Annotated in this window: 13 protein-coding genes; 3 read left to right on the top strand and 10 right to left on the bottom strand. The window is 61.8% G+C overall.

Annotation, left to right across the window (positions count from 1 at the left end):
* Positions 1 to 58 precede the first annotated feature (58 nt).
* The 10 genes from FXN63_RS05805 to ubiA all read right to left on the bottom strand — a co-directional run bounded on the left by FXN63_RS05805 (position 59) and on the right by ubiA (position 9,093).
* The gene (locus tag FXN63_RS05805) at positions 59 to 655 is read right to left on the bottom strand and encodes an IMPACT family protein (protein ID WP_148813599.1); all 597 of its coding nucleotides are present in this window, start codon (positions 653 to 655) and stop codon (positions 59 to 61) included.
* A 72-nt stretch (positions 656 to 727) separates the two neighbouring features.
* Positions 728 to 1,429 carry an ABC transporter ATP-binding protein gene (locus tag FXN63_RS05800; RefSeq protein WP_148818980.1) on the bottom strand — a complete coding sequence of 234 codons (702 nt, stop codon included), beginning with the start codon at positions 1,427 to 1,429 and terminating at the stop codon, positions 728 to 730.
* The gene (gene livG, locus FXN63_RS05795) at positions 1,429 to 2,235 is read right to left on the bottom strand and encodes a high-affinity branched-chain amino acid ABC transporter ATP-binding protein LivG (protein WP_148813598.1); all 807 of its coding nucleotides are present in this window, start codon (positions 2,233 to 2,235) and stop codon (positions 1,429 to 1,431) included. Before livG ends, FXN63_RS05800 begins: the two co-directional genes overlap by 1 nt.
* Entirely contained in the window at positions 2,232 to 3,482 is a 1,251-nt protein-coding gene (locus tag FXN63_RS05790) for a high-affinity branched-chain amino acid ABC transporter permease LivM (protein WP_148813596.1), read from the bottom strand. The genes livG and FXN63_RS05790 overlap by 4 nt, the downstream gene beginning before the upstream one ends.
* A complete protein-coding gene (livH, locus tag FXN63_RS05785) occupies positions 3,482 to 4,408 on the bottom strand; it encodes a high-affinity branched-chain amino acid ABC transporter permease LivH (protein WP_148813594.1) in 927 nt (308 codons plus the stop codon). The genes FXN63_RS05790 and livH overlap by 1 nt, the downstream gene beginning before the upstream one ends.
* Positions 4,409 to 4,496: 88 nt before the next feature.
* Positions 4,497 to 5,615, bottom strand: coding sequence for a branched-chain amino acid ABC transporter substrate-binding protein (locus FXN63_RS05780; protein WP_148813592.1), 1,119 nt, complete (start codon positions 5,613 to 5,615; stop codon positions 4,497 to 4,499).
* Positions 5,616 to 5,746: 131 nt separating this feature from the next.
* The gene (locus tag FXN63_RS05775) at positions 5,747 to 6,277 is read right to left on the bottom strand and encodes a VUT family protein (RefSeq protein ID WP_148818978.1); all 531 of its coding nucleotides are present in this window, start codon (positions 6,275 to 6,277) and stop codon (positions 5,747 to 5,749) included.
* 96 nt (positions 6,278 to 6,373) lie between these two features.
* The gene (gene proC, locus FXN63_RS05770) at positions 6,374 to 7,207 is read right to left on the bottom strand and encodes a pyrroline-5-carboxylate reductase (protein WP_148813590.1); all 834 of its coding nucleotides are present in this window, start codon (positions 7,205 to 7,207) and stop codon (positions 6,374 to 6,376) included.
* A gap of 144 nt (positions 7,208 to 7,351) precedes the next feature.
* Positions 7,352 to 8,053 (bottom strand): YggS family pyridoxal phosphate-dependent enzyme, encoded by a 702-nt coding sequence (locus FXN63_RS05765; protein ID WP_148813589.1) that lies wholly within the window; start codon positions 8,051 to 8,053, stop codon positions 7,352 to 7,354.
* Between the two features lie 161 nt (positions 8,054 to 8,214).
* Positions 8,215 to 9,093: a 4-hydroxybenzoate octaprenyltransferase gene (gene ubiA / locus FXN63_RS05760; protein ID WP_148813587.1), complete on the bottom strand. Its 879-nt coding sequence runs from the start codon at positions 9,091 to 9,093 to the stop codon at positions 8,215 to 8,217.
* A gap of 129 nt (positions 9,094 to 9,222) precedes the next feature.
* Between ubiA and ugpB the strand changes: the two genes are divergently transcribed.
* From ugpB to ugpE, 3 genes are all read left to right on the top strand, one after another.
* A complete protein-coding gene (gene ugpB, locus FXN63_RS05755) occupies positions 9,223 to 10,548 on the top strand; it encodes a sn-glycerol-3-phosphate ABC transporter substrate-binding protein UgpB (protein WP_148813586.1) in 1,326 nt (441 codons plus the stop codon).
* Positions 10,548 to 11,450: a sn-glycerol-3-phosphate ABC transporter permease UgpA gene (gene ugpA / locus FXN63_RS05750; protein WP_148813584.1), complete on the top strand. Its 903-nt coding sequence runs from the start codon at positions 10,548 to 10,550 to the stop codon at positions 11,448 to 11,450. The genes ugpB and ugpA overlap by 1 nt, the downstream gene beginning before the upstream one ends.
* A 78-nt stretch (positions 11,451 to 11,528) precedes the next feature.
* Positions 11,529 to 12,377, top strand: coding sequence for a sn-glycerol-3-phosphate ABC transporter permease UgpE (gene ugpE, locus FXN63_RS05745; RefSeq protein WP_148813583.1), 849 nt, complete (start codon positions 11,529 to 11,531; stop codon positions 12,375 to 12,377).
* Positions 12,378 to 12,443 lie beyond the last annotated feature (66 nt).

Below are 12,443 nucleotides of genomic sequence, written 5' to 3'. Positions count from 1 at the left end.
TCACACCCGGGGCGGCATTATCAAGACGGCATCGCCAACCGGCGATTCCAGCCTGTATTTACGCCTCGATAATCACTTCCGCTCTGCCCCGGCTGAGATCCGACACCAGGGTGCGCAGTTCATCGACACGAATGCGCGGAATATCCAGCGTGACGTCAACGCCATCCGATTGGAATACCGGGTCACGAAACACCGCGTCCAGCATAGCCAGCCGGGCGCGCAGCACTGGCCATTCGCTGAACGTGCAATGGAAACTTGCCGCCACGGTGTCGATGATGGGCAGGCGTTCTGCCAATCGCAGGCACTGTGCAGCACCGCCCCCGTAAGCGCGAGCCAAACCACCCGTGCCCAGGTTGATGCCGCCGTACCAGCGTATGCACAGCACGGCCACCCGATCGCATTGCTGGCCGTCGATGGCCTGCAGCATCGGTCGGCCAGCCGTACCGCCAGGCTCACCATCGTCGTTGAAACGATAGGTCTGCCCGATGCGGTAGGCCCAGCAATTATGGGTCGCGGTGGGGTCGGACACACTGGCAAAAAAAGCGAGTGCAGCGTCGGGAGACGCGACCGGCGCAGCCAATGTCAAAAAACGGCTCTTGCGAATTTCTTCGACATAACGCGCCGGCCCTGCCAGCGTGAACAACTCTGCAGACATCAGTTCTTGATAACCCCGTACTTGCTGATAACCCCGCACCTGCTGACTGCGCGTTTTCCGCGCAGCAGCATGTCAACCACCCAGATACGCCTCACGCACCTTGGCATTGGCCAGCAGATTGGCACCGGTGTCGGCCAGCACCACATGGCCGTTTTCCAGCACATACCCGCGATCGGCAACCTGCAGCGCCTTGTTGGCGTTCTGTTCAACCAGGAACACCGTGACGCCCTCTTCGCGAATCGTGCGGATGATCTCGAAAATCTGCGCAATGATCAAGGGAGCCAGGCCCAGCGTCGGCTCGTCAAGCAAGAGCAGACGCGGTCGGCTCATCAGTGCGCGGCCGATGGCCAGCATCTGCTGTTCGCCACCAGACATGGTGCCCGCCCGCTGCGCCGCACGGTCTTTCAGACGCGGGAACAAGGTGTAGACGTGCTCAATGCCATCGGCCACTTCTGCCCGGCTGCCGAAGAATCCGCCCATTTGCAGGTTCTCGACCACCGTCAGGCCGGGAAACACCCGCCGCCCTTCTGGTGAGATCGCCAGGCCCCGGCGCATGATTTCATGCGTCGGGGCGCGGGTGATGTCCTCGCCTTCGAAGGTGATGGTGCCGCTGGACGCACGCGGCGAGCCGCAGACCGTGGTCAGCAAGGTCGTCTTGCCGGCACCGTTGGCACCGATCAGGGTGACGATCTCGCCCTTGTTCACTTCCACCGACACGCCGTGCAGCGCTTCGATGGCCCCGTAATGCGTATGGACCTGTTCGAGTCGCAGCATCATTCCTCTCCCAGGTAGGCCTTGACGACCCGTGGGTCGTTGCGCACGACCTCGGGAACGCCGGTGGCGATAGGTTTGCCGTATTCCATGACCAGGATTCGGTCTGAAATGCCCATCACCAGATTCATATCGTGTTCGATCAGCAACACCGACACGCCGTGTTCACGGCGCAGTTGGTCGATCAGCGTCTGAAGCTCCACTTTCTCTTGCGGATTCAGACCGGCAGCCGGCTCATCGAGCATCAGCAGACGCGGGCGCGTGATCATGCAGCGCGCAATCTCCAGCCGGCGCTGGTGGCCGTAGGCAAGCGTGCCCGCTTCCCGGTTGGCCAGATCCCGCAGACCCACCCGTTCCAGCCAGAACGCAGCGCGAGTCAGTGCATCGTGTTCGGACTTGCGAAACGCCGGGGTGGAGAACAAGCCCGCCAACAGCCCGGACTTCATTTCCTGGTGTTGCGCCACCATCAGGTTTTCAACGGCGGTAAGCGACTTGAACAGACGAATGTTCTGGAAGGTGCGCACCAGCCCCTGACGCGCAACCATGTGGCTGGGCAGGCCATCGATGGCCTTGCCGTCCAGCAGCACGCTGCCTGCGGTGGGCTGGTAGAAACCGCCCACGCAGTTGAACACCGTGGTCTTGCCCGCGCCATTGGGGCCGATGATGGCGAAGACTTCACCTTCGCGCACATCGAATTCCACCCCGTCGACTGCCAGCAGACCGCCGAAGCGCATCTGCAGGCCAGAGACTTTCAACAAGGATTTGCCGGTAGCACCCGAAGTGCCGGCTCCGTGGACCGTTGCGTTCATCGCGGCAACTCCAGGTGCGGGCGGGTGGCAGGCATCAAGCCCTGCGGACGCCAGATCATCATCAAGACCATCACCAGACCGAAGATCAACATGCGGTATTCCGCGAACCCGCGTGCCAGTTCCGGCAGCACGGTCAACAGTATTGCGGCAAGAATGACGCCCAGCTGCGAGCCCATGCCACCCAGCACCACAATCGCCAGGATCAGCGCCGATTCAATGAAGGTGAAGGACTCCGGGTTGACCAGCCCTTGGCGGGCGGCAAAGAAGCTGCCAGCAAATCCAGCGAACATCGCACCCAGCGTGAAGGCCGACAGCTTGACCTTGGTGGGGCTCAGGCCCAGCGAACGGCAGGCGATCTCGTCGTCACGCAGCGCTTCCCATGCACGGCCGATCGGCATGCGCACCAAGCGGTTCGACACGAACAAGGTAATGCCAGCCAACAGCAGCGCAAGCATGTACAGGAAAATCACCATGTGCATGCCGTCGTAGTCCATGCCCAGCAACTCGTGGAAGGTAGTGCCCCCTTCCGTGCTGGCGCTGCGAGCCATTTCGATCCCGAACACCGACGGCTTCGGAATGCCCGACACGCCGTCCGGACCACCGGTAATGGTGGTCATGTTGTTCAGCAGCAGGCGAATGATTTCCCCGAAACCCAGCGTGACGATCGCCAGATAATCACCGCGCAATCGCAAGACCGGGAAGCCCAGCAGGAACCCGAACAGCGCTGCCATGCCGCCTGCGATCGGCAGACACACCCAGAAGCTCAGGCCGAAATAGCTGTTGAGCAAGGCGTAGGTGTAGCCACCCACGGCATAGAAACCGACATAGCCCAGGTCGAGCAGGCCAGCAAAACCCACCACGATGTTCAGGCCCAGGCCAAGCACCACGTAGATGAGCGCCAGGGTGGCGATGTCGACGGCGCCGCGCGAACCGATGAAGGGCCAGACCAGCGCCAATACCAGCAGCGCCAGGGTTGCGTGGCGTTGCTGGTCGGGCTGGATCTTGGGCAGGCTGGGCCAGGGCACTGCCTTGACCTGCTTGGCCAGCAAGGGCTTGAGCATCTGGAACACGAACACGGCCAGCGCGGCAAGCAGCACCGGTGTCCAGTCGGCCTGAAGTTCGATCCGATATCCCACCCGCAGCAGATGCAGGCCGAAGATCGGGGTAACCAGAATGGCGGTCAGTACAGCGGCAATGCCGGCGTACTTCAATTGAGAGGCGAAGCCTTGAGGGTATGCGGATGCCATCAGACTTTTTCCACATCAGGTTTGCCGAGCAGCCCGGTCGGGCGGAACAGCAGGATCAACACCAGCAGCGCAAACGCCACCACATCTTTGTACTCAGACGGCAGATAACCGGCCGCAAAGGTTTCCGCCAGGCCAAGCAGCACACCGCCCAGCATCGCGCCGGGAATGCTGCCGATGCCGCCAAGCACGGCGGCAGTGAAGGCCTTGATGCCGGCAATGAAACCGATGAAGGGATTGAGCTTGCCCACCGTCAGCGCGATCAGCACCCCACCCACGGCTGCCAGCATGGCACCCAGGATGAAGGTGAACGAGATCACCTTGTTGGTATCGATACCCAGCAGATTGGCCATGCGCATGTCTTGCGCACACGCGCGGCAGGCGCGGCCGATGCGCGAATAACCGATGAACATGGTCAGTGCGATCATCAACACCAGCGTGGTGCCCACGATCAGCAGGCGCGAATACGGCACGGTGACATTGAAGCCGCCGCCCATCGAGAATTCAAAGGCACCGGACACCATCAGCGGCACCGATACGTCGCGGGCACCCTGCCCGATCTGCACGTAGTTCTGCAGGAAGATCGACATGCCGATCGCCGAGATCAGCGGCACCAGGCGTGGGCCGCCACGCAATGGCCGGTAGGCCACCCGTTCGACCGTGTATCCATATAGACCGGTGACCAGCACCGCAACGATGACCGCGCCGCCCAGCACCAATGGCAAGGGCAAGCCGCTTTGCACACCGATGGCGGTCAGGGTCACCAGGCCGATGTAGGCACCGATCATGTAGATCTCGCCGTGGGCGAAATTGATCATGCCGATAATGCCGTACACCATCGTGTAGCCGATGGCGATCAGGGCATAGATCGCCCCGAGGCTCAAGCCGTTCACCAATTGCTGGGTGAACTGCGGAAGAAATTCATTCATGACTGTCCACCCGTACTGGCTGGTGAAAACAAAAAAAATCGCCCCGTGCTGACAGATCACGGGGCGAGTCGGGCACGGCCCGGCAGACTTACGGAGCGGCCGTCTTCGTCGCGTCCTTGTGCCAGGTGTAGACCACGAAGTTGAAGGCCTTCAGGTCACCCTTGGCGTCGTATTCGACCTTGCCGATGGGGGTCTGGAAGCTGTTCTTGTGCATGTAGGCAGCGACCTTGGTCGGGTCAGCAGTCTTGGCACCGGCGATGGCGTCGGCAATGACCTTGACGCCGGTGTAGGCGGTCATCTGGAAGGCACCGTTGAACTCGCGCTTGGCGTCCTGGAAGGCCTTGACCACCGGCGCGTTGGCCGGGTCCTGGCTGAAGTCGGCCGGCAGGGTGACCAGCATGCCTTCGGACGACGGGCCGGCAATGGCGGTGATGTCGGCGTTACCCACGCCTTCCGGGCCCATGAAGGTGACCTTCACGCCTTGTTCACGCGCCTGGCGCAGCAACAGGCCCATTTCCGGGTGATAGCCGCCGAAGTACACGAAGTCCACGCCTTGCGACTTGAGCTTGGTGATGACCGCCGAGTAGTCGCTGTCGCCCGCGTTGATGCCTTCGAAGATGGCAACCGGGATCTTGGCGGCGTCGAGTGCCGTCTTCACTGAGGTGGCAATGCCTTGGCCATACGAGGCCTTGTCATGCAGCACCGCAACCTTCTTCGGCTTGACCTTCTCGATGATGTACTTGGCAGCAGCCGGACCTTGCTGATCGTCGCGACCGATGGTGCGGAAGATCAGGGTGCGCTTCTTGCCGTCGGTCAGGGCCGGCGACGTGGCCGACGGGGTGACCATCACCACGCCTTCGTTTTCATAGATGTCGGAAGCGGGGATCGTCGAACCCGAGCACACGTGGCCCAGCACGAACTTGATCTTGTCGCTGACGATGCGGTTGGCAACGGCCACGGCTTGCTTGGGTTCGCAGGCGTCGTCGAACACCACGGCTTCGAGCTTTTGACCGTTGACACCACCGGCAGCATTGATCTGCTCGATCGCGGTCATCGCGCCGGCCTTGATCATGTCGCCGTATTGCGTGACCGCACCGGTCATCGGGCCTGCAATCGCGATCTTGATGGTCTGGGCCTGTGCGCCAGCAGCAAGCATCGCGGCACCCAGCGCGAAGGCGATCGGGGTCAGTCGACGGGACAGTTTCATTGGAAGATCTCCGCTAGGGCGTGGGGAAAACAAAAAAGGGGCGCGCGGCGTGGCTGAAAAGCCAAAAACCAGGTGCCAAATTATGGACACCTTGCGTAAGGCCCAGACGCTAAGCGACGGCCTTTGTGCTGTCAAGACTGGGAAGCTCCCGATGGCCGCGTGCGGTGGATCAATGCCCTGAAGGGTCCGAGCAGGAAAATGCCCATGCCCAGCTTGACCGCCAGATCCCCGAAAGCCCAACTGATCCAAGGCAGATCGGCACCTGCAAACGCAATGGTCCAGAACAGCGCGGTGTCCAGCGTTGCACTGCACAAGGTCGCAATAAATGGTGCGCGCCACCAACTGCCAATGCGCAGCCGGTCGAAAACCTGGATATCCAGCAGTTGCGAAGCAATGAACGCCAGGCAGGACGCAATCGCAATGCGTGGGGTAGCCACGGCGACGGATACCAGCACGGCAAGCGCGAAGCCCACCCAGGCCACGCGCCGCGCCGGCTGCGGCCCGAAACGGCGATTGACCAGATTGCTGACCAGGAACGCCACCGGGTAGCTGAAGGCCCCCCAGGTCAACCAGTCGTTGATGGGGTATTGCACCAGCACATTGGACGCCAGCACCACCGCGCCCATGGCCAGAACGGCCAGGCAGGTCTGCCAGGTGTGCATGAATTCGAAACGGGTCGAGTTGGCGTGGGACACGGGCCTAGCCCTCCAGAGTCTTCAAACGGCCGTGGCGGATCGGCGAATCCTGCGCAAGCAACATCAGGCGTTGCCGAACTCTTCACCCATGTCGTGGGCACGCTTGGCGGCGGCCTGCATGGCCTGGGCAACGATGTCGCGCAAGCCAGCGGCTTCGAACACGTCGAGTGCGGCCTTGGTGGTGCCGCCCTTGGACGTGACACGTTCACGCAGCACGGACGGCGGCTCGCTGGACTCAGCAGCCAGGCGGGTCGCGCCCGACAAGGTGGCCAGCGCCAGTTCGCGCGCCTGTTCCTGGTTCAAGCCCACCGCCAAGCCTCCGGCGATCAGGGATTCGATGAACAGGAATACATAGGCCGGGCCGCTGCCCGACAAGGCAGTGACGGCATCGAGCAGGGATTCTTCATCGACCCAGGTGGTGGTGCCGACCGCGCCCAGAATGGTGCCGGCCAGCGCACGGTCTGCGTCGCTGACACCGGGCAAAGCGGCCAGGCCAGTGGCACCTGCGCCGATCAGCGACGGCGTGTTCGGCATGCAGCGCACCACGCGGCCCCACGAGCTGCCATCCTTGCCCAGCCAGCGTGCCAGATCACCGCCGCGAATGCCCGCGGCGATGCTGATGATCAGGCTGTCGCGCAGCCAGGGCTGGGTGGCGGCCACGACTTCCTTCATGTTCTGCGGCTTGACTGCGTAGACCCAGACGGCGCAACGCGCCAGCGTCTCGTCAGGGGCGGCGGCCGTGCTCATGCCCAGCGCTTCGAAATTGCGGCGCGAGGATTCGTTGATGTCGATCACGTGAATGCGCGAGGCGGGGCAGACCGTACCGGCCAGGCCAGCGGTCAGCGCAGCAGCCATATTGCCACCACCGATAAAGGCAATCGAAAGCTCAGAGTTCATGAGAGATCCGGGAAGAAAGGAAACGGATGAAGATACGAGGACGAAGAGAGGGGGACCAAAAAACGAGGACCAGGAAACAAGGCCCAACAGACAAGCAATCAGACAAACAGGCGATCAGCAGGCGATAAAAGGCCAGCCGAGACATCAGACAGGCGTTGCGTAAGTGCGCGAACCAAAGATTGCCGTACCCACCCGGACCAGCGTTGCACCTTCGGCAATCGCCGCATCGAGATCGTCGGACATGCCCATCGACAAGGTATCGATGTCAAGCCCATCGGCGCGCAGCGCCTGGGCCAGCGCCGCCAGGCGCGCAAACGGCGCACGGGCCTGCGCAGGGTCGTCGCACGGGGCAGGAATGGCCATCAGGCCGCGCAAGCGCAAGTTGGGCAGTGCGGCGACGGCATGGGCCAGTGCAGCCACCTGGTCAGGCTCGACACCACTTTTGCTGGCTTCACCACTGATATTGACCTGGACGCAGACCTGCAAAGGCGGCAGCCCGACCGGACGTTGCTCGGACAGGCGCTCGGCAATCTTCAGGCGGTCGATGGCGTGCACCCAATCGAAGTGGGCGGCAACCTGCCGGGTTTTGTTGCTTTGCAGCGGGCCAATGAAATGCCAGCACACCAGCTCAGGCAGATCGGCCAGCGTCGAGATCTTGTCCACAGCTTCCTGCACGTAGCTTTCGCCAAAAGCGTGTTGGCCAGCGGCGTAAGCGTCGCGGATCGCATCGGCACTGAAAGTCTTGGAGACAGCCAGCAGCTCGATGGTATCGGGCGCGCGCCCATGCTGGGCGGCGGCTTGCGCGATGCGCTGCCGAACGGCGTGCAGTTGCTCGGCAATCGACATGGGGAAAGCGGCCAGAGGGGAAGACGAGGCCCGAATTATACGGCGCGTGGGTGCGGCAAGTCAGGCCGATGCCGGCCGCTCATTTACGGCTGACGAGCAGCTTAAAAGTCGGTTGTTAAGGCTGAGTGCATCCATGAGTCCTTCCATGAATGCGCTCGCCTCTACCAAGCAGCAGCCCTCACCCAGCTATCAACCAGAATGCCGACAAAGACCGCCGCACCCAGCCAGGTGTTGTGCATGAACGCACGGAAACACGCACGCGGCTCGCGGTCACGAATCCAGCATAAATGCAAGACGGCGATGCCTGCCGCAACCACCAGGCCCAGGTAATAAGAGATACCGTAGCCAAGCATCTTGCCGACCACGGCCAGCAGACCAAGCGTGATGGCGTAGCAGAGCGCGATTGCCGCCACGTCCCAACGACCGAAGGTGATCGCCGAGGTCTTCAGGCCCAGCCGCAGATCATCGGGCCGGTCCACCATGGCGTATTCGGTGTCGTAGGCCACCGCCCACGCCACATTGGCGGTCAGCATCAGCCACGCTTCCAGCGGCACCGTGCCTTGCAAGGCGGCAAAGGACATCGGGATGCCGAAGCCAAATGCAATCCCCAGATAAGCCTGGGGAATCGCGAAGAATCGCTTGAACAAGGGGTAGGTGCCCGCCAGCACGGCGGCCACCACGGCCAGTGCCCAACTGAGCGGATTGAGCGGAATCACCAATGCCAGCGAGATCAACGCCAACACTGCCGCCACGCCCAACGCTTCAGCCGGCCGGATGCGGCCGGTGGTGAGCACACGCTGTTCGGTACGCTGCACATGCAGGTCGAAATCGCGGTCGAAGTAATCGTTGATGGCGCAACCCGCCGAGCGCATCAGCGCGGTGCCGAGGACAAAAATGACAAAAATGTGCCAGGGGGGTTCGCCATCGGCTGCGGTCCACAGGCCCCAGAGCGTGGGCCACATCAGCAGCAAAATGCCGATGGGTTTGTCAATACGGACCAAGCGGGCGTACAAGCCCAGGCGTTCGATAATGGCGGACATGGTGAAAGTAAGGTTATAACGCAGTCACAAAACAGTAATACGAAGCGAATAAGGTGCTGCGTCCCTCGGGGAAAGACAATAAATCACCCCGGCAACCAGTACCGCCCACCCCGCTTTTCTGGAGAACTCATGCGTATCCGTTTGCATTTCCGTCAGTACGTGCTTGGTCTGGCAGGCGCTGTCGCCGTTGCCTCGGCTGCACCGGCCCTGGCCGCCACTGAAATCCAGCTCTGGCACGCCATGACGGGGGCGCTGAACGAGCGCATCGTCGGCCTGACGGAAGAGTTCAACAAGAGCCAGTCAGACTATCACGTCAACCCGGTCTACAAGGGTAGCTACCCCGAAGCGCTGAACGCAGGCATTGCCGCCTTCCGCGCCGGCACTGCCCCGCACATTCTGCAGGTCTTCGAAGTCGGCACCGCCACCATGATGAACGCCAAGGGTGCCATCAAGCCGGTTGAAGTAATGATGAAGGAAGCGGGCGAACCCTTCGACCGCACAGCCTACGTGCCTGCCGTCGCCGGTTACTACGCCACCGCCAACGGTCAGCTGGCGTCCTTCCCGTTCAACAGCTCCACGCCTGTCTTCTATTACAACAAGGACGCCTTCGCCAAGGCCGGCCTGGACCCGGAAGCCCCGCCGAAGACCTGGACCGAACTGGCGGTTGCCGCCGCCAAGCTGAAGTCCTCGGGCCAGCGCTGCGGCTACACCACCACCTGGCCGTCGTGGATCCAGCTGGAAACCTTCTCGGCCTGGCACAACGTTGAATACGCCACCAAGAACAACGGTTTCGGTGGCCTGGACGCACGCCTGAAGATCAATTCGCCGCTGCACGTTCGCCACATCGAAAACCTGGCCAACCTGTCCAAGCAAGGTCTGTTCACCTATGGTGGCCGCGGCAATGCAGCCGTGTCCCGCTTCTTCTCGGGCGAGTGCGCCATGCTGACCGAGTCCAGCTCGGGCTACGCCAACATCAAGAAGAACGCCACCTTCAAGTTCGGCATCGCTTCGCTGCCCTACTACCCCGACGTGGCCGGCGCACCGCAGAACACCATCATCGGCGGTGCATCGCTGTGGGTGTTTGCCAACAAGACCGCGCCTGAATACAAGGGTGTTGCCAAGTTCTTCAGCTACCTGAGCAAGCCTGAAGTCCAGGCCAAGTGGCACCAGGAAACCGGCTATCTGCCGGTCACCACCGCCGCTTACGACCTGACCCGCAAGTCTGGTTTCTACAAGCAGAATCCGGGCACCGACGTGTCGGTGGAACAGATGATCGTCAAGATCACCGACAAGTCGCGTGGCGTGCGTCTGGGCTTCCTGCCGCAAATCCGTGACGTGACCGAGGAAGAACTCGAAAACGTCTGGGCCGGCAAGCAAACTGCCAAGCAAGGTCTGGATCGTGCCGTTCAACGCGGCGACGAATTGCTCACCCGTTTCGAGCGCGGTAACCGTTAATGAACACGTCAGCAGTGGCAGGGCAAAAACGGGTGGTATTCAGCGGCCTTGTGTTGCCTTACCTCTTGCTGGCGCCTCAGTTGATCATTACGGTGGTCTTCTTTTTCTGGCCCGCGGCGCAAGCCCTGTGGCAATCGACGCAGATGCAGGACGCCTTCGGCATCGGCAGCGAGTTCGTCGGGCTCGAGAACTTCACGACCTTGTTCTCGACGCCCGAATATCTTGCATCGTTCCGGCTGACGGCGGCGTTTTCCACCGCCGTCGCCGTGTCCGGCCTGGTCATTGCGCTGTTGCTGGCGGTGATGGCCAACCGGGTGATTCGCGCGGCAACCGCGTACAAGACCTTGCTGATCTGGCCGTACGCAGTCGCCCCGGCGATTGCGGCGGTGTTGTGGTTGTTCCTGTTCTCGCCGGCCGTCGGCATTCTGGCGCTTGCATTGCGCCACGTCGGCGTCGACTGGAATCACCTGCTCAATGGTGACCAGGCCTTCCTGCTGGTGGTGATCACCTCGGTATGGAAGCAGGTTTCCTACAATTTCCTGTTCTTCCTGGCTGGCTTGCAGTCGATCCCGCGTTCCTTGCTGGAAGCAGCGGCCATCGACGGTGCAGGCCCCTGGCGTCGTTTCCGCACCATCGTGTTCCCGCTGTTGTCGCCGACCACCTTCTTCCTGCTGGTGGTCAACGTGATCTATGCCTTCTTCGATACCTTCGCGGTGATCGATGCGGCCACGCAAGGCGGCCCGGGCGGACAGACGGCAGTGCTGGTCTACAAGGTTTATCAAGACGGTTTCAAGGGGCTGGACTTTGGCTCGTCGGCCGCGCAGTCGGTGGTGTTGATGCTCATCGTGACTGTGCTGACCGTGATGCAATTCCGCTTCATCGACCGCCGTGTGCAGTACTGACGAGTTGCCTTCCATGACTTGTCTTGCTGACTTTGTTTTGCTGTCCCGATCCGTATCGGGCATCGGGAATTCCGCCCCATGATTGAAAGACGTCCCATGCTGGACCTGCTGGCCCACCTGATCTTGCTGATCGGTGTGTTGCTGGTGGCCTTCCCTGTTTACGTAACCTTCGTTGCGTCCACCCAGACTGCGGCTGAAGTGCAGCAGGCCCCCATGTCGCTGCTGCCCGGCAGCCACCTGATCGAGAACTACACCCAGGTGATTACGGGCGGCTCGAACACCGGTTCTTCGGCACCGGTAGGCCGCATGATGTGGGTGAGCCTGATCACCGCGCTGGTGATTTCCATCGGCAAGATCTCGATCTCGCTGCTGTCGGCGTTTGCGGTGGTGTACTTCCGCTTCCCCGGTCGCATGCTGTGCTTCTGGATGATCTTCGTCACGCTGATGCTGCCGGTAGAAGTGCGCATTTCGCCGACCTACCAAGTGGTGGCGGGCCTGGGCTTGCTGAACAGCTACGCCGGCCTGACGCTGCCCTTGATTGCATCGGCCACCGCCACCTTCCTGTTCCGTCAGTTCTTCATGACGGTGCCCGACGAGCTGGCCGAAGCGGCGCGCATCGACGGCGCAAGCCCCATGCGTTTCTTCCGCGACATCTTGCTGCCGCTGTCGCGTACCAGCATTGCTGCGCTGTTCGTGATCCAGTTCATCTACGGTTGGAATCAGTACCTGTGGCCGCTGCTGGTGACCACGCAGGAGGACATGTACCCGGTGGTGATCGGCATTCGCCGCATGATTGCCGGTGGTGACGCCGCGACTGAATGGAACCTCGTGATGGCGACTGCCATGCTGGCCATGTTGCCCCCGGCAGCCGTGGTGGTGCTGATGCAGCGCTGGTTCGTCAAGGGGCTGGTCGACGCCGAAAAGTAGGACTGCATTGCAGTCTGACCAGCAAGCACGCTGGGCGTCCCGCCTCACTCTCTGACCGTTTACAAG

It is taken from the genome of Pigmentiphaga aceris, assembly GCF_008119665.1.
GTDB lineage: Bacteria > Pseudomonadota > Gammaproteobacteria > Burkholderiales > Burkholderiaceae_B > Pigmentiphaga > Pigmentiphaga aceris.
This window is presented reverse-complemented; position numbering and strand designations above follow the sequence as displayed.

What these genes read in the sequence shown, in the direction of transcription:
- FXN63_RS05805 (WP_148813599.1), bottom strand. Translation starts at nt 655, where the DNA reads ATGTCTGCAGAGTTGTTCACGCTGGCAGGGCCGGCGCGTTATGTCGAA.
- FXN63_RS05800 (WP_148818980.1), bottom strand. Translation starts at nt 1,429, where the DNA reads ATGCTGCGACTCGAACAGGTCCATACGCATTACGGGGCCATCGAAGCG.
- livG (WP_148813598.1), bottom strand. Translation starts at nt 2,235, where the DNA reads ATGAACGCAACGGTCCACGGAGCCGGCACTTCGGGTGCTACCGGCAAA.
- FXN63_RS05790 (WP_148813596.1), bottom strand. Translation starts at nt 3,482, where the DNA reads ATGGCATCCGCATACCCTCAAGGCTTCGCCTCTCAATTGAAGTACGCC.
- livH (WP_148813594.1), bottom strand. Translation starts at nt 4,408, where the DNA reads ATGAATGAATTTCTTCCGCAGTTCACCCAGCAATTGGTGAACGGCTTG.
- FXN63_RS05780 (WP_148813592.1), bottom strand. Translation starts at nt 5,615, where the DNA reads ATGAAACTGTCCCGTCGACTGACCCCGATCGCCTTCGCGCTGGGTGCC.
- FXN63_RS05775 (WP_148818978.1), bottom strand. Translation starts at nt 6,277, where the DNA reads ATGCACACCTGGCAGACCTGCCTGGCCGTTCTGGCCATGGGCGCGGTG.
- proC (WP_148813590.1), bottom strand. Translation starts at nt 7,207, where the DNA reads ATGAACTCTGAGCTTTCGATTGCCTTTATCGGTGGTGGCAATATGGCT.
- FXN63_RS05765 (WP_148813589.1), bottom strand. Translation starts at nt 8,053, where the DNA reads ATGTCGATTGCCGAGCAACTGCACGCCGTTCGGCAGCGCATCGCGCAA.
- ubiA (WP_148813587.1), bottom strand. Translation starts at nt 9,093, where the DNA reads ATGTCCGCCATTATCGAACGCCTGGGCTTGTACGCCCGCTTGGTCCGT.
- ugpB (WP_148813586.1), top strand. Translation starts at nt 9,223, where the DNA reads ATGCGTATCCGTTTGCATTTCCGTCAGTACGTGCTTGGTCTGGCAGGC.
- ugpA (WP_148813584.1), top strand. Translation starts at nt 10,548, where the DNA reads ATGAACACGTCAGCAGTGGCAGGGCAAAAACGGGTGGTATTCAGCGGC.
- ugpE (WP_148813583.1), top strand. Translation starts at nt 11,529, where the DNA reads ATGATTGAAAGACGTCCCATGCTGGACCTGCTGGCCCACCTGATCTTG.